Source organism: Rhodococcus sp. 05-2254-5 (genome assembly GCF_002258575.1).
GTDB lineage: Bacteria > Actinomycetota > Actinomycetes > Mycobacteriales > Mycobacteriaceae > Rhodococcoides > Rhodococcoides fascians.
The window spans coordinates 13,934-32,785 of record NZ_NOZG01000026.1 but is presented as its reverse complement, the minus strand read 5'-3'; the positions used below and the strand labels follow the sequence as shown (position 1 = coordinate 32,785).

Genomic DNA, 18,852 nt, shown 5'->3' with positions numbered 1-18,852 from the left:
GCTTGTCCGTTTCGGTACTGGTGCAAACCTTGCCAGACGCCCGGTGGGCGGGCCAGTCGACCCGTCGTTCATTCGGGCGGACGCAGCGCCTCGCCCCGCCGCGGCGTTCTGCGCAGGGGGTCTAGGACGTGGGATCGGGTAGAACTCTGAGGTGTCCGCGTCGGCCGGTTCGGACGGCAGGCGTGGCCCGTCGCTCGGTGTCCTGGTGGCGAGCCGGCGACCGGTCACCGCTGTCTCGGTCCTCGGAGCGCGTCCGGTCTCCCCGACCGGCTTCGCGTACGGCCTCGGCCAGCGCGGTCAGATCGTCCTCGTCGGGGGTCGATGTCGAGTAACCACCCTCGTACCGCACGAGCTCCCAGCCCTTGGGTGCCGTGGTCGTCGAGGCATGGACCTCGCACAGGTCCCAGGAGTGCGGTTCGTCCACGGTGGCCAGCGGACCGACGACGGCAGTGGAGTCGGAGTAGACATATGTGAGCGTCGCAACGGCAGAACGGTTGCAACCAGGCCTGCAGCAGCCACGCAGTGATCTCACGAGTGCAGAGTATCCGGTACGTGCAACCGACCGAACGACCGACACACCGGACAGCCGCGATAACCTGCCCCCATGCCTCAGTTCTCTTCCGCGCGCAGGATCACGTCGCGGTCCGTTGCGCGGCACGGCCGCGGCATCCGCGGACCGGTGCTGCCCGAGGACCTACCTGCCCGGCGATCACGTGCAGAGAAGTTCGACCGGCTGGTACTCGACGCGTTCGCGCGCATCGACCACCGGTGGCACGACAAGCTCTCGAAGCTCGACATCGCCGTCGACGACGTGCCCAAGATCAGGGCGTTGGACCCGGAATCGGTCACGTGGCCGCCCGAGGTGGTCGCAGAAGGACCGGTACCCCTGTCGCGACTGGTCCCCGCAGGGATCGACAAGCGCGGAGAGACGACACGCGCCCGTGTGGTGCTGTTCCGGCGTCCGCTCGAGCGGCGCGCCAAGCACCCGGAAGATTTGGAGGACCTACTGTTCGAGGTCCTGGTCGAGCAGGTAGCGACGTATTTGGGCATCGATCCCGACGAGGTGGACCCCGCCAGCGCCGAGCCGTGATGCAGCGTCGGCTCGTGGGTGGATCCTCCTGAGAGCGCTCGGCTCAGCCGATCCCGCGCTTGAGCCGACGACGCTCACGCTCGGACAGTCCGCCCCAGATTCCGAATCGCTCGTCGTTGGCGAGAGCGTACTCGAGGCATTCGTCCTTGACCTCGCAGCCGAGGCAGATTCGCTTCGCTTCGCGGGTGGAGCCGCCCTTTTCGGGAAAGAAGGCTTCGGGATCGGTCTGAGCGCACAGGGCGCGCTCCTGCCACTGATCCTCGATCTCCTCGAACATCTCGTCGAAACCCGCCACGAGACTGAGGAACGGCTTGGCGGGTGGAACCGATTCGGCCACGAACGGCATCGAATCGGCGTCGTTGTCCGAGTCGTCGTTATCGACGTCGTCGACATCCGGGCTGTCGACATCGGGGCTGTCGATGTCCTGATCGATTTGCACGGCGTCACTCGAGAGTTCGCCGTCGACTGCATCGTTCGACGGGGTCACGTACGCAGAACCGGCGTCGACGGAGACGCTCGAATCCACGCCGGAATCGGACTCGGTTTGCGGCGCGTCGTCGACAGCGCTGAGGTGTGCAGTGGGTCCGCCCCGCTGATCACGTGTCACGTGCTGGTCATACATCGCTTCCGCCTCCTCACCTGTGGTAGCGCAGATACTTTCGGTCCTCGTAATCTCGAATACCTTGCCCCGCGCCGGTATTCGATCGAGCTGGTACGTCCGAGCCGACTCTCCACCCGTCCAACTCTCGACCTCTACTCCACGTCCACTCAGGGACGAACAGGAAGGGAACGAGTGTTCGAAACCAGGTTCGCTGCAGTCGAACTCGTGCCGCGAACGCTGAATGACATACCTGTGATTAGACACGTACAGGTGTGTCGCGGTCAAGCCGATCGCACAAATCCAATACCATCCCATGCCCGAAATCGGCTGTCTCCCCGAATCGGAGCGCGTCCCGTGCGTGTCGCGGCGGTTCTCGGGCTCGGATCCCGGCCCCGCGGACGGTCCGGGTGGGCGCTCACCCGGGCGGGCGACAACCGCACTAGGCTCGCATGTTGTGAAAGTTACTGTTCTGGTCGGTGGCGTCGGTGGCGCACGGTTCCTCCAGGGGCTCAAATCCCTGTTCGGCGACTCCCTTCTCGGCGACGAACCCGAGAACGAGATCACGGCGGTGGTCAACGTCGGCGACGACGTCTGGATGCATGGCCTTCGCATCTGCCCGGATCTCGACACGTGCATGTACACCCTCGGAAACGGAATCGACACCGAGCGAGGCTGGGGCCGGGTCGCGGAGACCTGGAACGCCCGCGACGAGTTGGCCGCCTACGGAGCAGATCCCGACTGGTTCGGCCTCGGCGACAGGGACATCGCCACGCACTTGATCCGCAGTCGCATGCTGCGCACCGGATTTCCGCTGTCGGCCGTCACCGAGGCACTGTGCAACCGATGGCAGCCCGGCGTCCGATTGCTGCCGGTCACCGACGACCGCTCGGAAACACACGTCGTGGTCACCGACCCCGACGACCCCAGCGGCGAGCAACAACGCGCAATCCACTTCCAGGAGTGGTGGGTTCGCTACCGCGCGCAGATTCCCACGCACAGTTTCGCTCATATCGGTGCCGAACAGGCCACTGCTGCACCGGGAGTCGCCGAATCGATCGCCGAGGCCGACGCGGTGATCCTGGCCCCGTCCAACCCGGTGGTCAGTGTCGGCGCAATTCTTGCCGTACCCGGCATCCGCGGCGCACTGCGCACCACCGCCGCCAAGGTCGTCGGCCTGTCCCCGGTGGTGGACGGTAAACCGTTGCGCGGCATGGCAGACGAGTGCCTCTCGGTCATCGGCGTCGAGACGACGGCCGAGGCCGTCGGCCGCCTCTACGGAAGCCGAAGCGGCACCGGCATTCTCGACGCCTGGCTGGTGCACAGCACCGACTCGGCGGTGGTCGACGGAGTCGACGTGCAGTCGATTCCGTTGTTGATGACCGACCCGGAGACCACAGCGGTGATGGCACGCACCGCCCTGCGCGCAGCCGGACTCGAACTGTGACCGCCCCACGCGAGGTGGCGTCGATGCCGGAGGCTCCCGGTGACCACGCACCGGGCGGATCGATCGAAATCCTGCCGGTCACGGGACTTCCCGAGTTTCGTCCGGGCGACGATCTCGCCGCAGCGATCGTCGACCGAGCGCCCTGGCTGCGCGACGGAGACGTCCTCGTGGTCACCAGCAAGATCGTCTCCAAGGTCGAGGGACGTCTGGTGCCCGCACCGCAGGACCCCGAGGAGCGGGACGCAGCCCGCCGGGTCCTCGTCGATCAGGAGGCCGTTCGCGTCGTCGCCCGAAAAGGCCGGACGCTCATCACAGAGAACCGCCTCGGCATCGTGCAAGCCGCGTCGGGAATCGACGGGTCCAACGTCGACGGCAGCGAACTGGCGCTGCTCCCGGAGAATCCCGACGCCAGCGCGGCGGCTCTTCGGCGAGCACTGCACGAGTCGGCCGGAGTCACCGTGGCTGTCGTGATCACCGACACGATGGGCCGGGCCTGGCGGATCGGTCAGACCGATGCCGCGATCGGGTCTGCCGGCCTGGCGGTCGTCCATCGATACGCCGGGGCAGAAGACGGCCAGGGCAACGAACTGATCGTCACCGAAGTCGCGATCGCCGACGAGCTCGCTGCGGCAGGCGATCTCGTGAAGGGCAAGCTGGGTGGCGTTCCGATAGCCGTCGTCCGCGGCCTGTCACCGGTCGACGACGGCTCCAACGCCGCCACCCTGCTGCGCGGCGGCGAAGACGATCTGTTCTGGCTGGGAACCGCCGAGGCGCTCGAACGTGGTCGACGCGAGGCCCTGCTCCGCCGGCGGTCGGTTCGATCGTTCTCCCCCGACGCAGTCGACCCGGATTCGATTCGTGACGCCGTCGCGGACGCCCTCACCGCCCCCGCCCCGCATCACACCCACCCCGTCAGATTCGTCTGGATCAGAACGCCCGCGGTGCGTCGACGACTGCTCGAGACCATGCGCGAGCAGTGGCGAGCCGATCTGGCCGGCGACGGGCTGACCGAGGACCGCATCGCAGCCAGGCTGAGCCGCGGTGACATTCTGTTCGATGCGCCGGAAATCGTGATTCCGTTCTGTGTGCCGGACGGGGCGCACACCTATCCCGACGAGAGGCGTCGCGCAGCGGAGGACACCATGTTCACCGTGGCGGTCGGTGCCGCCGTTCAGGGTTTGCTCGTCGCCCTGGCCGTTCGCGATCTCGGTAGCTGCTGGATCGGTTCGACGATCTTCGCCGCCGATACCGTCCGCGCCGAGCTCGGCTTGCGTGCGGATTGGAAAGCGTTGGGGGCCATCGCAATCGGACACCCCAGCGAGCCGCTGACGGTACGAGATCCGGCCGCGCCCGGGTCTTCGCTGGTGGAGCTCTGACCGACGATGTCCGCTTCCTCACTGTGGCAGTCCGCGGCCGAGACACTCGATCGTTGGGCACCGACCGACTCCAGGGACGAATCCCTTCGGCATACCGTGATCGCCTTTCTGCACAGTAATCCCGACGCGTGTCTTCGCGCGAACGAGGCCGGCCACATCACGGCGTCGTCGCTGGTACTCGACGCGTCGGGACGGCACGTTCTGTTGACCCTGCATCCCCGGGTGGGCCGGTGGATTCAACTGGGCGGTCACTGCGAACCCGAGGACGAGACGGTCGTCGCCGCAGCGCTGCGCGAGGCGACCGAAGAATCCGGAATTACCGATCTGTCGATCGATCCCGAGTTGCTCTCGGCGCACACTCACCCGATCACGTGCTCGCTGGGTAAGCCGACCCGGCACCTGGACCTGCGGTTCCTGGTGCGCGCCCCGGACGGCGCACGCGCCGTGCGCAGCGAGGAATCGACGGACCTGCGCTGGTGGCCGGTGGACGAACTACCCGACTCGGCCGAGCGCGAGACCATCGACCATCTCGTCGCGCTCGCCGCGCATCGCTGATCGGCCCGGGTCGGCCCCGCTCAGCCCATCGGGACGACGATCAGACGTCGGTGGAGAAGCGCACTCCCCCGTCGGGCAGCTTCACTCCGGGCCATACCCGTGCGCCGCGCAGCAACTCGCACCGAGCTCCGATATCGGCGCCGTCACCGATGACGGCGTCACGCACGAGTGCGCGCGGTCCGATGCGGGCTCCGAAGCCCAGGATGGATCGTTCGACCACGGCCCCTGCTTCGACGATCGCACCGTCGAACACCACCGCGCCGTCGAGACGAGCGCCTGCGCCGATCTCGGCACCACGTCCGACGACGGTTCCACCGATCAGCAGTGCGCCCGGCGCGACACCCGCTCCGGGGTGAACCAGAGACTCACCGCGATCTCCGTGCAGTGCGGGCGACGGCGCAATCCCACGAACGAGGTCGGCCGATCCCTTGACGAAATCCTCCGGCGTACCCATGTCGCGCCAGTACGCACTGTCGACGTGCCCGTAGACCTTCTTGTTCTCGGCGAGCAAGGCAGGGAACACCTCTCGCTCCACCGACACCGGCCGGTCGGCTGCGATGGACTCGATGATCTCACGCTTGAACACGTAGCAACCGGCGTTGATCTGGTCGGTCGGCGGATCCTGGGTCTTCTCCAGAAACGCGGTGACTCGGCCGTTCTCGTCGGTCGGGACACAACCGAACGCTCGGGGATCGCCGACCCGAACGAGATGCAACGTCACGTCCGCGTCGGTCGTGCGGTGCGTATCGAGCACTGCCGTCAGATCGGTACCACCCAACACGTCACCGTTGAACACCATGACGTTGTCCGCCCGCAGTCGCGGCAACACGTTTCTGATTCCGCCGCCGGTACCCATGGGCTCGGTCTCGAACACGTACTCGAGTTCGATGCCCAACGCCGACCCGTCGCCGAAATGTTGCTCGAACACTTCGGCTTTGAACGACGTTCCGAGAACCACGTGTTCGATGCCCGCAGCCTTGATCCTGGCCAGCAGGTGTGTGAGAAACGGGAGTCCTGCAGTCGGGAGCATCGGCTTCGGTGCCGACAGAGTCAACGGGCGCAGTCGAGTTCCCTTGCCGCCGACCAAGATCACTGCATCCGTCCGTGCGGCGACCGATGGGGAACTATCCGACATGTCCAGCCTCTGTTCTCTCGTCCGACGGTCGTTCTTCACGAGCTCGGGCCCGAAGCGCCGAAGTCACAACGACCTTCGAGCGAAGACCGAGACCCGCGCGCAGCGCCCATCGTAGTGGAGCCTGCCACACCCGGTCGTGTCTGTCGGCCTGGAATCGGTAGGCGCTGGTGTGGTGTGCGGGCAGCATCACTTCCGGATGCCGTCCTGCCGCATGGCCTTTCGAGTGCGTGACCTCGACCTCGGGTACGTAGACGTTCTGCCAACCCGCCCTGCCGAGCCGATCGCCGAGGTCCACGTCCTCCATGTACATGAAGTAGCGCGAATCGAACCCGTCGATGGAGTCGAACGCCGCGCGGCGAAGCAACAGGCATGATCCCGACAGCCATCCCACCGGCCGCTCGGACACCGTCTCGTTCTCCTGGCGGTATCGCCGAGTCCACGGATTGGTCGGCCAGAGCTTGCCCAGAATTGCGTGGCCGGCCCCGGACGTCAGATCGGGCACCGATCGCGCGGACGGGTATCGCGACCCGTCCGGCTCACGAATGAGTGGGCCCAGCGAACCTGCGCGCGGCCATCGCGCCGCGGCGTCCAGCAATCCGTCCAGGGACCCGGGGTGCCACCTGACATCCGGATTGGCCACCACGACGAATTCGACCTCGGGGTCGACCGCGGCGATCGCCCGATTGACGGCAGCGCCGTAGCCGATGTTGGCGCCGGTACGCAGCAATTCTGCTTCCGCGAACGCCGCCTCGGCGGCTTCCGGAGTGCCGTCGACCGACCCGTTGTCGGCCATGATGACTCGCACGGGCCGAGTCGTGGCCTCGCGAAGAGACGTCAGAAATTGCTCGAGGTATTCGCCGGGGGAATAGGTCACCGTCACCACGGCCAGGTCGGAACTCACGCGGGCAAGACTAGCCCGAGGCGAGCATCGATCCCGCATCACGACCGAGCAAGAGCCGCCGTCAGAGCCTCGGACCAGGGGCGGGGCGCACCGAGCCCGGCTGCGGACCACGCACTCGGTGACAGCACCGAGTATGCGGGCCGAGGTGCCGGGACGACGTACTCCGCGCTCGAACACGGCCGCACCCGGTCGGGGTCGGCACCGATGCCCGAGAACACTGCCCGGGCGAGGTCGTACCAGCTCGCCCGCCCGGCGTTGGTGAAGTGAACGGTCCGGCCGGTCACCGTCGCGTCGGCTTCGATCTCGAGCAGACCGGCGGCCAGGTCGAGAGCGAAGGTGGGCGATCCGATCTGGTCGTCGACCACCGAGACGGTCTCCCGCTCGCCTTCGAGTCTTCGCATCGTGGTGACGAAGTTCTTGCCGGTGTTGTCGTAGACCCATGCGGTGCGCACGATGACGGCCTCGGGAAGTTCCTCACGTACCGCCGTTTCCCCGGCCAACTTGGTGCGTCCGTACACGGACTTCGGCGCGGTCGCCGCGTCGACGTCGTACGGCTCGGTCGCTGTGCCGTCGAACACATAGTCGGTCGAAATGTGAATCAGTCGGGCACCGACACGCCCGCACGCCCGCGCGAGATTTCGAGGACCGTCGGCATTGACGGCCATGGCCCTGGACTCATCGGTTTCGGCGGCATCGACGGCGGTGTATGCGGCGCAGTTGACGACGGTCGCACCCGCAGTCACCACGGCGTCGACGGCATCGGGGTCGGTGATGTCCAGGTCGGCGGACGAATAGCCGTGCACCTCGACGTCGGAATCACGCTCGGCGGCGAGCGAGACCACCCGTCGGCCCAACTGGCCGTGTGCACCGGTCACCACGATCGCATTCACGGTTGCCAAGTGTGGCACGCCGCGGTCGGTTCGGCGAGAGCGCGGCCGATCGCCAGTAACCTTCGAGTCGGGGGGAGTGAACGTCTGTCGGTAGGTGTCCATGCCTGCCGGAAACGAGGAAAGGGTCGAAGGTGCCACGAGATTCAGGCACGCACGGAGGTGAGCGCACGCCCCCACCACACCGGCGCACCTCGCGGCGAGCCGACGGCGACGGCCTGCGCGGCGAGCGACGCGACCGTGACACCGACCCTCGTGCATCCCGCGGGCGCGACTCTCAGGATCGACCTGTACGTCCCTCCGCAGACGGCGAACCGGGCGTGCATCGCCGAGGCGGCGCGGCCGGCGACGAACGACGAACCACGGCCGGCCGCACACGACGACCGCAGCGCGGGCCCCGAGGCGACGACCGACGACCGGACGCAGGCGAGGCACCCCGCCGACCGGGCGCAGGCGGTCGCTGGCCGGCGACGCACGTTGCGGTGGCCGTGCTGTCGGTGCTCGTCCTGTTGGTGACCGGCTTCGCGTGGCGCAGTGTGGACAGTCTGCGGTCGAACATCGCCACTGCGGGTGGCCTCGGTCTGGGCGGCGCAGCGGACGGTGCCGTCGACATCCTGATGGTCGGCACCGACAGCCGCACCGACGCCCACGGCAACGCGCTCTCACCGGAAGAACTGGCCTCGCTCAACGCGGGCGAGGAAGTTGCGTCGAACACGGACACGATCGTGTTGATCCGCGTTCCGAACGACGGCTCGTCGGCCACTGCCATCTCCATCCCGCGCGACTCGTACGTCGAGGTGCCCGGGATCGGAATGTCCAAGATCAACGCCGCGTACGGAGCGACCAAGGAGAACAAACGGCTCGAACTGGTCGAGCAGGGAGTCTCCGATGCCGACGCCGAACCGCAGGCCACCGAGGCCGGACGCGAAGCGCTGATCGATTCGGTTGCCAATCTCACCGGCATCACGGTCGATCACTACGCAGAGGTCGGTCTGCTCGGTTTCGTTCTGCTGACCGACGCCGTCGGCGGAGTAGCGGTATGCCTGAACAATCCGGTGCAGGAGCCGCTGTCGGGTGCGAACTTCGCCGCCGGTGAGCAGAACCTGTCCGGTTCGCAGGCGCTGAGTTTCGTCCGGCAACGACACGATCTGCCCCGCGGTGACCTGGACCGGATCGTGCGCCAGCAAGTCTTCATGGCCTCCCTCGTACGCAGTGTGCTCAGCGCCAAGACGTTGAGCAATCCGAGCAAGCTCGGTCAGCTCAGTACCGCGGTGCAGCGGTCGGTCACCCTCGATTCGGACTGGGACATCCTGCAGTTCGCCACTCGCCTGCAGGATCTCGCCGGTGGCAAGGTCAAGTTCGAGACCATTCCCGCGGTCGACATCAATGCGACGACCGACTACGGCGAATCCATCGTGCAGGTCGACCCGGCAGCAGTGAAGAAATACGTCGCCGGGTTACTCGAGGACGGGAACTCCGCCGAGACCAACGCCGAGAATTCGGATGCCCCGGCCGTCAATCCGTCGACGGTGACGGTGGACGTCGCGAACGACAGCGGTATCGAAGGCTTGGCCAACGGTGTGGCCGGATCGTTGACGGCGCTCGGGTACGTCGGTGGCACCATCGGCAACTACGAGGGCTCGTCCATCTCCACGAGCCGCATCCAGACCGCCGATGTGGACAGCGACGCCGCTCGCGCCGTGTCGGCAGCACTCGGTGGCCTGCAGATCACCGCCGACGACACCATGCCGGCCGATGCCGTCCGGGTCGTGCTCGCCGACGACTACGCCGGCCCCGGCTCGGGTCAGGCCGCAACGGCCGAAACCGTGGCACCCGAAGCAGGTACAGCAGTCCCCGAGGAACCTGCGGCACCGATCGACGCGGGTTCCACCGGCCCCATGTGCGTGAACTGACGGTACGAACGCAGCGCGGAGATCGGGGCGGGTCAGCGTCGACTAGGGTCGTGGTGTGGCTTCGAACCTGACTCAAACCCTGCTCGAGCCGATCCTGGCGGCAGACCCGGCCGGTCCCCGCATCACGTACTACGACGATGCCACCGGCGAGCGGGTCGAGGTGTCCGCCGTGACACTGGCGAATTGGGCGGCCAAGACTGCCAACCTGCTCCGTGACGAGTTCGCACTCGATCAGGGCGCGCGCGTGTGCGTGCTGTTGCCGGCGCACTGGCAGACCGCTGCCGTACTTCTGGGAATCTGGTGGACCGGCGGCGAGGTGGTGCTCGGTGCAGACGACTCCGCGGATCTCGCGCTGGTGCACGGCGACCGCCTCGAGGACGCGCCCGACGTCGACGAAGTTCTGGCGCTCTCGCTCGATGCCTTCGGCAAGGCAGTCCCCGATCTGCCCCTCGGGATGACCGACTACGCCACCTCGGTTCGCGTACACGGTGACCAATTCAGGGCAACCGGATCCGGGGCCGCGGCATTGGACGGCCGCTCGGTGGACGACGTCCTCGCCGCAGCGAGAGAACGCGCCGAGGCCCGTTCTCTCTCGGCCGCGGATCGAGTGTTGTCCAGTGCATCCTGGACCACCGCCGACGAGTTGATCGACGGACTGCTCTCGGTGCTCGCGGCCGGAGCATCGTTGGTACAGGTGGCCAACTCCGACGAGAGCAAGAAGGAACGACGCATCGACACCGAAAAGGTCACGACGACCCTCGACTGAGACTGCGCTCGACCGAGTTGCAGACTCATCCGGTCGGGCGGTAGCCGCCGTCCGCGAGTCCCGCTTCGATCTCGAACCGATTGGCGCTGCCGCGGTGACGCGCTTCCTCGACGAGGTAGCGGAACGGAAAGGTCAGCCCGAACCTCGCCCACTGGTCGGCGTGAATCGCCTCGTGCCGCAGCACCCGACGGGCGGTGTTGTTCGCCGTCAGGTAGGCCCCACCGAATGTGGTTCCGCCGCGGCCGAATCCGCCGCGCAGGCCGGAACACACGAAGATCGAGAACTCGTCGTCGAAACGCGCCGTTCCGCCCCACAGCTGCGCGTAGCGCAGTGCCAGCCGGGTCACCGACACCGACTGCCACTTGCCGCGGCCGGCTCGTCGAATCTGCTCGCGCCGCGACGCCGCGGCACTCATCCCAGCAGCGTGGTTCGCAGTGCCGCGTCCTTGTCCAGAACCATGGCCTCGAGAGACGCCTGGAAGGCCGACATCCGCTGCTGCAGAACAGGATCGGACGCTCCCAGGATCCGCACGGCGAGCAACCCCGCATTGCGAGCACCCCCGATGGAGACCGTCGCAACGGGCACACCGGCGGGCATCTGCACGATCGAGAGCAGCGAGTCCATACCGTCGAGATACTTCAGCGGTACCGGAACGCCGATGACCGGCAGTGGCGTCGCCGACGCCACCATGCCCGGCAGGTGCGCCGCTCCCCCGGCACCGGCGATGATCACTTTGATTCCGCGACCGGCGGCCTCGCGGGCATAGTCGAGCATCCGCTGAGGGGTGCGATGCGCCGAGACCACGCCGACCTCGAAACGAATACCGAACTCCGCCAGCGCTTCTGCTGCGGCCTCCATGGTCGGCCAGTCGGAATCGCTGCCCATGATCAGGCCTACGACGGCGGTACCGGATTCGTCAGTCATGGTGCGGGTCCCATCCGTCGGTCCATTCGGCGTGCGACATCCAATGCGCTGCACGTTCGGCTCGTTCACGTACGGCCGCCACGTAGGCCGGGTCGCCGAGCGATCCGGACCTCGCGCCCAGAATGTTCACGTGGCCGATCTTTCGGTCTTTCCGCTCGGTCTTGCCGTACAGGTGCACCTTGGCGTCGGGCATGCGGGCGAACAGGTGATGCAGGCGTTCGTCCATCGTCATCTCCGGCGCTTCGGGTGCACCCAGGATGTTCGCCATCACCGTCAACGGTGCCAGTGGATCGGTGTCACCCAGCGGGTAGTCGAGCACTGCACGCAGATGCTGCTCGAACTGCGAGGTGCGGCAGCCGTCCATGGTCCAGTGACCGGAGTTGTGCGGCCGCATGGCCAGCTCGTTCACCAGAAGCTTGCCCGAGGTGGTCTCGAACAGCTCGACCGCGAGGTCTCCGACCACGCCGAGGGCGCCCGCGATATCGAGCGCCAGCCGACCGGCGTACGTGGCGACGTCCTCGTCGAGGTCCGGAGCCGGGGCCAGAACCACCGCGCATTGTCCGTGTCGTTGCACGGTCTGTACGACGGGCCACGCAGCACCCTGACCGAACGGCGATCGCGCGACCATCGCCGACAACTCCCGGCGCATGGCGACCTTCTCCTCGACCATGAGCGGCACACCGAGGTCGAGCTGGGCAGTGACGATCTCTTCGGCTTCCTCGGCGTCGGCGGGCATCCAGACACCGCGGCCGTCGTAGCCGCCGCGGACCGCCTTGAGGACAACCGGCCACCCGTGTTCGTCACCGAACGCAATGGCGTCCTGCGCCCACGACACCTCTGCGTACGCCGGTCCGGGTGCCCCCAGCTCTTCGAGCTTTCGACGCATGCGCAGTTTGTCCTGCGCGAAGATCAGCGCGCTCGGTGGCGGCTGGACGTTGACGCCCTCGGCGACCAGGGTCTCGAGGTGCTCGGTCGGCACGTGCTCGTGGTCGAAGGTCAGGGCGTTGGATCCGGTCGCGGCCGTGCGCAGCGCATCGAGGTCGTCGTGCAGCCCGAACACGACGTCGGGGCTCACCTGAGCCGCCGGCTCGTCTGCGCCCGCGGCGAGCACGCGCAGCGTTTGGCCGAGTTCGATGGCCGACTGATGGGTCATGCGGGCCAGCTGACCTCCGCCGATCATCGTCACGACGGGCATTCCGGTCGACGACGGGCGCGCAGCGGTGGGGCGCGGTTCGGTACCTGTCACGGCTCACCATGGTGTCATGTCCTGCCGGTTCGGGCCGAACCGGCAGTCGCACGGCGGTCGTCGTTGTCGCGATGAACGTGGAAACACTGTCGTCGAGACTGTGGAAACGCTGATGAACAGAGCGTCGGTTCGCCGGATCGGGCGTTCGTTTCGTAGACTTCACCGTTGTGCCGACGATCGACAGCGTGCTTCAGCGCTTACCCAAGCCCATCAGGGACCTTGCGATCCGGCACAGCGAGTTGATCAAGTTCGCCATCGTGGGCGGTACGACGATGGTGTTCGACCTCGTCATCTTCTACTCGCTGAGCCTGACGGTGCTCGAGCAGAAGCCGGTGATCGCGAAGATCATCTCGGGCGTGCTCGCCACCCTGCTCAGCTATTTCCTCAACCGTGAGTGGGCCTTCAAGCACCGCGGCGGGCGCGAACGCCACCACGAAGCGCTTCTCTTCTTCGCCATCAGCGGCATTGGAGTGCTCATCGCCGCCGGGCCGCTGTGGATCGCGAACAACATCTTCGACATCCGCGACACCAACGAGTCGCTGACGATGGTGGTCGTCATCGACTTCGTGCTGAACTACATAATCGGCAACCTGCTCCAGATGGCGTTCCGCTTCTGGGCGCTGCGTCGCTTCGCTTTTCCCGAGGACAACGCGCGCACCATCCTGGAAGTGGACGCCGAGCGCAACGGGGATCCGACCGACGCATCGAACGCGCTCGACTGACCCCCAATTCGGTCAGCGTGGTTCGCGCCGCGAGAGCGCGGGCGACGATTCGCGCCGAGCGGGCAGGAACACCGAGAACAGTGCCGGCCGTCTGCGCTGTAGTTCCAACCGTCCGCCGTCGGCCTCGATCAGGGCCCGGGCCAGCGCGAGACCGACTCCGGTCGAACCGGCTCCGGAGAATCCGCGGTCGAAGATGTGGGGTGCCAGTTCGTTGCTCACCCCTGGACCCTCGTCGGACACCTCGACACAGACCAGTTTCTCTCGCCGCCGGTCGGTCCCCTCGGCGGCGGACACGGCGCGCACTGCAACCGTGCAGGCACCGTCGCCGTGCACCAGAGAGTTGTCGACCAGTACCGACACGGCCTCGCGCAGACGCGAGCCGGTCACCGACGCCTGGAGGTCGGCGTCGCCCTTGAGCACCAGACTCCGACCTGCATCGTCGAAATTTCGCTGCCATTCGACCACCGTGCCGGTCAGTTCCTCGATGACCGATACCTCGTGCGCATCGGCGGCGCCGTCGCTGCGGGAGGAGCGGACGAGTTCGTCGATGGCCAGGGTCAACCGATCGACCTGATCCATCGCCTCGTTCGCCTCGTCGACCACCGCGGGGTCCGGATGGGTGGAGATCTCGTCCAACCGCAGTCGAACGGCGGTCAGGCGGCTACGAAGTTGATGCGAGACGTCGGCAACCAACGTGTGTTCGCGCTGCAGCCGCCCGGCGATCTCGACGGTGGCCGAGTCGAGAACCTCCGACACCCGGTCCAGCTCGGCAATGCCGTGCCGACGCGGGTCCGGCCGAAAGTCGCCCTCGGCCAGTCGGGCGGCCCGCCGCGCGACGTCCTGCAACGGATCGGCAAGTCGCTTGGCGGTGAGCACAGCCACCACGGTTCCTGCCAGCGCGGACGCCAAGACCACCAGAGTCACCGCGCCGAGAGCCTGCCGCTGCAGTGAACGCATGTCGTCGGACGGTACTTCGAGTCGCAGTGATCCCGAGGTCCCCATCGACAACGATTCGACGAGTGGCCGGGGGACGGATGCCTGGCCGATGTCGGCACGGGACGCGGCGTCCTCCGGCGTCGGATAGATGACGACGAGGCGGCCACCCTGCGGAATCGCCAGACGCAGCGAACCGATGTCGAGTTGACCCTCGATCAGTCCGGCCGACCCCTCCTGCGAGATGATCTCCGCGGCCATTCGGTCGAGGCGTGCCTGCAGATCGTTTCGAGTGAAGTCCTCGACCCACAGCCAGGCCGTGTACATCAGCGGCAACCCGAGCAGCAGGGCCGTCATGATGACGACAGCGAGAATGGAGACCAGGATTCGACGCCGCATCGACGACTAGTCGCTGTTGATGCGGAATCCGACACCGCGAACGGTCGCGATGCGACGCTCCGCCACCGGTCCTTCGTCGCCGATCTTGCGGCGCAACCAGGACATGTGCATGTCGAGTGTCTTGGATCCGCGCAACTCCGCGTCGCCCCACACCTCGCGCAGGATCACCTCCCGCGAGACCACCTGACCGGCGTGATCGAGCAGCACCTTGAGCAACTCGTATTCCTTGTTGGCCAGCGAGATCTCGGTACCTCCGACGAGCACCCGTCGGGCGGCCGGTTCGAGGCGAATGGCACCGACCTCGATCGGAACGTCCTCGCCGGCACCGCGTCGACGCAGGAGCGCTCGAACCCGAGCCATCAGCTCGGCGAGCCGGAACGGCTTGCCCACATAGTCGTCGGCACCGGCGTCCAGGCCGACGACGAAGTCGACCTCGTCCGTGCGAGCGGTGAGCATCAACACGGCCACCTCGGACCGGTTGGCGCGGACTTGACGGCATACTTCGAGGCCGTCCATTCCGGGTAGCCCCAGGTCCAGGATCAGCAAGTCGAACTTGCCGTCGAGCGCACGCTGTAGCGTGGCCGGCCCGGTCTGTTCGACGGTCACGGTGTAGCCCTCGCGCCCGAGGGCACGGGAGAGGGGTGCGGCGATAGCTTCGTCGTCTTCGGCAAGCAGAACATCGGTCACGTCGGCAACCCTACGGTTCGAAAGTGAGAACAGCCTGTGTTACCTGCGTTTCCCCGCGCGCCAACCGGGCTTGGACTCGGCCGGTGCATCGTCGGCCATAGGCTCGAATGCTCGGTCCCGATCGTGAACGGACTCGCGACGAAAGTCCATGGAGTCGAATACTTGCTGGTAGAGCAACGAATGGACGCGTTGCACCTGCGGAATGTCGTCGAACTCGAGTGGGTCGTCCGACGCCGACGCGATGATCAGGGTGCCGGTACCGAGCATCCTGTCCAGCAGCCCGTGTCGAAATTGCACGTTGCTGATGCGGCTCATGGGGATGTCGATTCCGGAATGCGTGAGCACACCCTGCCGAACGAGGACCCGACGATCGGTGACGATGAAGTGAGTGCACTTCCAGCTCACGAGCGGAACCAGGCATCGCCACCCGACGATCGCTGCCCACACCACCAGCGCGGCGATCGTGGCCACATCGGCGGCCGTGGATTCGAGTCGGGCACCTGCGACACCGAGGGCGACGCCGGCGAGACCCGTGGCGAGCACGAACGTGATCGACGGCAGGATCAACATCTTCCAATGCGGGTGACGGTGAAGCAGTAGCTCTTCCTCGTCGGCCAACGCATCCTGTGGGTAAGCCACGTGCACTCCTGACTATTCGCGCCGGATCTGCCCGGGTGAAGATGGTCTCACGAGACAGGTCGGAGATGAGTGACGTCGCCGGCGGCCACCGCGAGAACCGAGGGCGATGCGGAGCCGGCACGTTCGACCTCGATCACGATCCGGCCGTGTTCGTCCACATCGACAGCGGTTCCCACTTCGTGCTCGCCGCCGGGGAGGTCGACACGCACTCGCTGTCCGATGGTGCCGCACCGATCTCTGTATCGGTGCGCCAGCGCCTCGGTATCCCAGTGCGCATCCCGCCACGAATCCACCTCGGCGGCCACCCCGCGCAGGATCGCACGCACCAGGGTGTCTCGATCGAGCACCGCGGCCTGTTCGAGCGCGAGTGACGTCGCCGTGGGCACCGGGAGCTCGGCCTCGGTCATCGAGACGTTCACTCCCAGGCCGATGACCACGGTCGGACTCGGTCCGTGGGCGGCTACTTCGGCCAGAATGCCCGAGACCTTCCTACCGCCGATCAGAACGTCGTTCGGCCACTTCAACCGCGCATCGACCTCGGCCACGGTACGCAGCGCATCGACCAGAGCCACGCCGGTCATCAGCGGCAGCCAACCCAGCACCGCCGGGTCGATCCCCGGGAACTTCAGCAGCATCGACAGCAATATCTGCGATCGCGGAGCACCGGAGAACGGACGCGAATGCCTGCCCCGCCCACTCCCCTGATGTTCGGCGATCAAGGCCGTCCGGTCCGCCCGATCTGCCGCCGTAGCGACGAGGTCGGCATTGGTCGAACCGGTCTCGGTCACCACGTCCACCCGAGACCACGAGGCCTGCGGTCCGTCCACCAAGGCTCGACGGAGTGCGCGGACGTCGAGCGGTGGGCGATCCAGATTGGTCCACATGACCACCAGCATATGGGTTCGGCACGAACCGACGTCGGCTCGTGAACCACCCTCGGTCGGGGCGCAGATCACACTCGCAGTTAAAGTGTTGCCCCATGACCAGCGTCCAGGATTCCACTGCACCCGGGTCGGCAGATGCACCCGATATCCATACCACTGCGGGTAAATTGGCCGATCTTCGTAAACGTCTGGGGGCTGCGGAGATGCCGTCGGGTGAGGCGGCGGTGGAGCGGGTCCACGCGAAGGGCAAGTTGACCGCGCGTGAGCGGATCACCGCTCTGCTCGACGAGGGCTCGTTCGTCGAACTCGATGCGTTGGCGCGGCACCGATCACAGAATTTCGGTTTGGGTGACAATCGCCCCTTCGGTGACGGTGTCGTCACCGGCTACGGCACGGTCGACGGCCGTGATGTGTGCGTGTTCTCCCAGGACGCGACCGTCTTCGGCGGCAGTTTGGGGGAGATCTACGGCGAGAAGATCGTCAAGGTGATGGACCTGGCGATCAAGACCGGACGGCCGTTGGTGGGCATCAACGAAGGCGCCGGGGCCCGCATCCAGGAAGGTGTGGTCTCCCTCGGGTTGTACGGGGAGATCTTCCACCGCAACGTTCGCGCATCCGGGGTGATCCCGCAGATCTCGGTGATCATGGGTCCCGCCGCCGGCGGGCACGTCTACTCCCCGGCGTTGACCGACTTCGTGGTCATGGTCGATGGCACCAGTCAGATGTTCGTCACCGGCCCCGATGTCATCAAGACCGTCACCGGGGAGAACGTGACGATGGAAGAGCTCGGTGGCGCGCACACCCACATGGAGAAGTCCGGGGTCGCGCATTACGTCGCGTCCGGGGAGCAGGACGCCCTCGACTACGTCCGCGACCTCCTGTCCTACCTCCCGTCGAACAATCGGGCCGATGCCCCGCGGACGGTGGCGTCGGATCCGATCGTCGGATCCATCGAGGACAGTCTGACGGCGGAGGATCTCGAACTCGACACGTTGATTCCGGATTCGCCGAACACTCCGTACGACATGCACGAGGTGATCCGCCGGATCCTCGACGACGACGAATTCCTGGAAGTTCAGGAGGGGCGGGCCCGCAACATCATCGTCGGGTTCGGGCGGATCGACGGTCGGTCGGTGGGGATCGTGGCCAATCAGCCCACCCAGTTCGCGGGCACGTTGGATATCGATGCCTCGGAGAAAGCGGCCCGGTTCGTCCGCACGTGTGATTGTTTCAACGTTCCGATCATCACGTTGGTCGATGTGCCGGGGTTCCTGCCCGGGACGGGGCAGGAATACAACGGCATCATCCGGCGGGGGGCGAAGTTGTTGTACGCCTACGGGGAGGCGACGGTCGGGAAGATCACCGTCATCACCCGTAAAGCGTACGGCGGGGCGTACGACGTGATGGGGTCCAAGCACATGGGTGCCGACGTCAATTTGGCGTGGCCGACGGCGCAGATCGCGGTGATGGGGGCCTCGGGTGCGGTCGGGTTCGTCTACCGCAAGCAGTTGCTCGAGGCGGCGAAGAACGGTGAGGACGTCGATGCGTTGCGGCTGACGTTGCAGCAGCAGTACGAGGACACGTTGGTCAACCCGTACGTCGCTGCCGAGCGCGGGTATCTCGATGCGGTCATCCCGCCCAGTCACACCCGCGGGCAGATCGTGACCGCGTTGCGGCTGCTCGAACGCAAACAAGTGACCCTGCCCCCGAAGAAACACGGAAACATCCCACTATGAGCGGCGAAGCGAAT

General features: G+C 66.5%; 20 protein-coding genes. 8 read left to right on the top strand and 12 right to left on the bottom strand.

From position 1 onward, the window contains the following. Positions 1-121: 121 nt before the first annotated feature. Positions 122-532, bottom strand: a complete 411-nt coding sequence (locus CH278_RS15980; protein WP_174557261.1) for a DUF3499 domain-containing protein — start codon at positions 530-532, stop codon at positions 122-124. A gap of 72 nt (positions 533-604) precedes the next feature. Between CH278_RS15980 and CH278_RS15975 the strand changes: the two genes are divergently transcribed. Next, positions 605-1,090 carry a metallopeptidase family protein gene (locus tag CH278_RS15975; protein WP_027496499.1) on the top strand — a complete coding sequence of 162 codons (486 nt, stop codon included), beginning with the start codon at positions 605-607 and terminating at the stop codon, positions 1,088-1,090. 43 nt (positions 1,091-1,133) lie between these two features. Here CH278_RS15975 and CH278_RS15970 read toward each other — a convergent pair whose 3' ends face one another. Then, a complete protein-coding gene (locus CH278_RS15970) occupies positions 1,134-1,367 on the bottom strand; it encodes a WhiB family transcriptional regulator (protein WP_027496498.1) in 234 nt (77 codons plus the stop codon). Positions 1,368-2,145: 778 nt separating this feature from the next. Between CH278_RS15970 and cofD the strand changes: the two genes are divergently transcribed. Genes cofD through CH278_RS15955 form a run of 3 tightly spaced genes read left to right on the top strand, consistent with a single transcriptional unit; the run spans position 2,146 to position 5,066 of the window. Further along, the gene (gene cofD / locus CH278_RS15965; RefSeq protein WP_032408105.1) at positions 2,146-3,135 is read left to right on the top strand and encodes a 2-phospho-L-lactate transferase; all 990 of its coding nucleotides are present in this window, start codon (positions 2,146-2,148) and stop codon (positions 3,133-3,135) included. A 23-nt stretch (positions 3,136-3,158) separates the two neighbouring features. Next, the gene (locus tag CH278_RS15960) at positions 3,159-4,511 is read left to right on the top strand and encodes a coenzyme F420-0:L-glutamate ligase (RefSeq protein ID WP_032366544.1); all 1,353 of its coding nucleotides are present in this window, start codon (positions 3,159-3,161) and stop codon (positions 4,509-4,511) included. Between the two features lie 6 nt (positions 4,512-4,517). Then, positions 4,518-5,066 carry an NUDIX hydrolase gene (locus CH278_RS15955; RefSeq protein ID WP_094622376.1) on the top strand — a complete coding sequence of 183 codons (549 nt, stop codon included), beginning with the start codon at positions 4,518-4,520 and terminating at the stop codon, positions 5,064-5,066. A 40-nt stretch (positions 5,067-5,106) separates the two neighbouring features. Here CH278_RS15955 and CH278_RS15950 read toward each other — a convergent pair whose 3' ends face one another. The 3 genes from CH278_RS15950 to rfbD are packed head-to-tail and all read right to left on the bottom strand — an operon-like array spanning position 5,107 to position 7,992. Continuing rightward, positions 5,107-6,201 (bottom strand): sugar phosphate nucleotidyltransferase, encoded by a 1,095-nt coding sequence (locus tag CH278_RS15950; protein ID WP_027496494.1) that lies wholly within the window; start codon positions 6,199-6,201, stop codon positions 5,107-5,109. After that, positions 6,191-7,102, bottom strand: a complete 912-nt coding sequence (locus CH278_RS15945) for a glycosyltransferase family 2 protein (RefSeq protein ID WP_027496493.1) — start codon at positions 7,100-7,102, stop codon at positions 6,191-6,193. The genes CH278_RS15950 and CH278_RS15945 overlap by 11 nt, the downstream gene beginning before the upstream one ends. 38 nt (positions 7,103-7,140) lie before the next feature. Continuing rightward, positions 7,141-7,992, bottom strand: coding sequence for a dTDP-4-dehydrorhamnose reductase (gene rfbD / locus CH278_RS15940; protein ID WP_094622498.1), 852 nt, complete (start codon positions 7,990-7,992; stop codon positions 7,141-7,143). A gap of 479 nt (positions 7,993-8,471) precedes the next feature. On the opposite strand from rfbD, the gene CH278_RS15930 reads away from it, so the two are divergent. Continuing rightward, the gene (locus CH278_RS15930; RefSeq protein WP_032408193.1) at positions 8,472-9,902 is read left to right on the top strand and encodes an LCP family protein; all 1,431 of its coding nucleotides are present in this window, start codon (positions 8,472-8,474) and stop codon (positions 9,900-9,902) included. A 55-nt stretch (positions 9,903-9,957) separates the two neighbouring features. Beyond that, entirely contained in the window at positions 9,958-10,668 is a 711-nt protein-coding gene (locus tag CH278_RS15925) for a TIGR03089 family protein (RefSeq protein WP_094622375.1), read from the top strand. A 25-nt stretch (positions 10,669-10,693) separates the two neighbouring features. Here the strand turns inward: CH278_RS15925 and CH278_RS15920 are convergent, their stop codons facing one another. From CH278_RS15920 to CH278_RS15910, 3 genes are read right to left on the bottom strand one after another with little or no spacing between them, the layout of a single operon-like run. Beyond that, positions 10,694-11,083: a hypothetical protein gene (locus CH278_RS15920; RefSeq protein ID WP_032372702.1), complete on the bottom strand. Its 390-nt coding sequence runs from the start codon at positions 11,081-11,083 to the stop codon at positions 10,694-10,696. Then, entirely contained in the window at positions 11,080-11,592 is a 513-nt protein-coding gene (purE, locus tag CH278_RS15915; RefSeq protein ID WP_027496487.1) for a 5-(carboxyamino)imidazole ribonucleotide mutase, read from the bottom strand. The genes CH278_RS15920 and purE overlap by 4 nt, the downstream gene beginning before the upstream one ends. Further along, positions 11,585-12,838: a 5-(carboxyamino)imidazole ribonucleotide synthase gene (locus tag CH278_RS15910; RefSeq protein WP_027496486.1), complete on the bottom strand. Its 1,254-nt coding sequence runs from the start codon at positions 12,836-12,838 to the stop codon at positions 11,585-11,587. The genes purE and CH278_RS15910 overlap by 8 nt, the downstream gene beginning before the upstream one ends. Positions 12,839-13,005: 167 nt before the next feature. Between CH278_RS15910 and CH278_RS15905 the strand changes: the two genes are divergently transcribed. Then, on the top strand, positions 13,006-13,560 hold the full coding sequence (locus tag CH278_RS15905) for a GtrA family protein (RefSeq protein ID WP_032366285.1): 555 nt from the start codon (positions 13,006-13,008) through the stop codon (positions 13,558-13,560). A 12-nt stretch (positions 13,561-13,572) separates the two neighbouring features. On the opposite strand, the gene CH278_RS15900 is transcribed toward CH278_RS15905, so the two are convergent. From CH278_RS15900 to CH278_RS15885, 4 genes are read right to left on the bottom strand one after another with little or no spacing between them, the layout of a single operon-like run. Next, positions 13,573-14,892 carry a sensor histidine kinase gene (locus CH278_RS15900; RefSeq protein WP_027496485.1) on the bottom strand — a complete coding sequence of 440 codons (1,320 nt, stop codon included), beginning with the start codon at positions 14,890-14,892 and terminating at the stop codon, positions 13,573-13,575. Positions 14,893-14,898: 6 nt separating this feature from the next. After that, positions 14,899-15,579, bottom strand: a complete 681-nt coding sequence (locus CH278_RS15895) for a response regulator transcription factor (RefSeq protein WP_027496484.1) — start codon at positions 15,577-15,579, stop codon at positions 14,899-14,901. 39 nt (positions 15,580-15,618) lie between these two features. Continuing rightward, entirely contained in the window at positions 15,619-16,218 is a 600-nt protein-coding gene (locus CH278_RS15890; protein ID WP_094622497.1) for a PH domain-containing protein, read from the bottom strand. A 47-nt stretch (positions 16,219-16,265) separates the two neighbouring features. Then, positions 16,266-17,102 (bottom strand): biotin--[acetyl-CoA-carboxylase] ligase, encoded by an 837-nt coding sequence (locus tag CH278_RS15885; protein ID WP_094622496.1) that lies wholly within the window; start codon positions 17,100-17,102, stop codon positions 16,266-16,268. A 95-nt stretch (positions 17,103-17,197) separates the two neighbouring features. Between CH278_RS15885 and CH278_RS15880 the strand changes: the two genes are divergently transcribed. Continuing rightward, entirely contained in the window at positions 17,198-18,838 is a 1,641-nt protein-coding gene (locus CH278_RS15880) for an acyl-CoA carboxylase subunit beta (protein ID WP_032390042.1), read from the top strand. Positions 18,839-18,852 lie beyond the last annotated feature (14 nt).

What these genes read in the sequence shown, in the direction of transcription:
- CH278_RS15975 (WP_027496499.1), top strand. Translation starts at nt 605, where the DNA reads ATGCCTCAGTTCTCTTCCGCGCGCAGGATCACGTCGCGGTCCGTTGCG.
- CH278_RS15970 (WP_027496498.1), bottom strand. Translation starts at nt 1,367, where the DNA reads ATGTTCGAGGAGATCGAGGATCAGTGGCAGGAGCGCGCCCTGTGCGCT.
- CH278_RS15960 (WP_032366544.1), top strand. Translation starts at nt 3,159, where the DNA reads ATGCCGGAGGCTCCCGGTGACCACGCACCGGGCGGATCGATCGAAATC.
- CH278_RS15955 (WP_094622376.1), top strand. Translation starts at nt 4,518, where the DNA reads ATGTCCGCTTCCTCACTGTGGCAGTCCGCGGCCGAGACACTCGATCGT.
- CH278_RS15950 (WP_027496494.1), bottom strand. Translation starts at nt 6,201, where the DNA reads ATGTCGGATAGTTCCCCATCGGTCGCCGCACGGACGGATGCAGTGATC.
- CH278_RS15920 (WP_032372702.1), bottom strand. Translation starts at nt 11,083, where the DNA reads ATGAGTGCCGCGGCGTCGCGGCGCGAGCAGATTCGACGAGCCGGCCGC.
- purE (WP_027496487.1), bottom strand. Translation starts at nt 11,592, where the DNA reads ATGACTGACGAATCCGGTACCGCCGTCGTAGGCCTGATCATGGGCAGC.
- CH278_RS15900 (WP_027496485.1), bottom strand. Translation starts at nt 14,892, where the DNA reads ATGCGGCGTCGAATCCTGGTCTCCATTCTCGCTGTCGTCATCATGACG.
- CH278_RS15885 (WP_094622496.1), bottom strand. Translation starts at nt 17,102, where the DNA reads ATGTGGACCAATCTGGATCGCCCACCGCTCGACGTCCGCGCACTCCGT.
- CH278_RS15880 (WP_032390042.1), top strand. Translation starts at nt 17,198, where the DNA reads ATGACCAGCGTCCAGGATTCCACTGCACCCGGGTCGGCAGATGCACCC.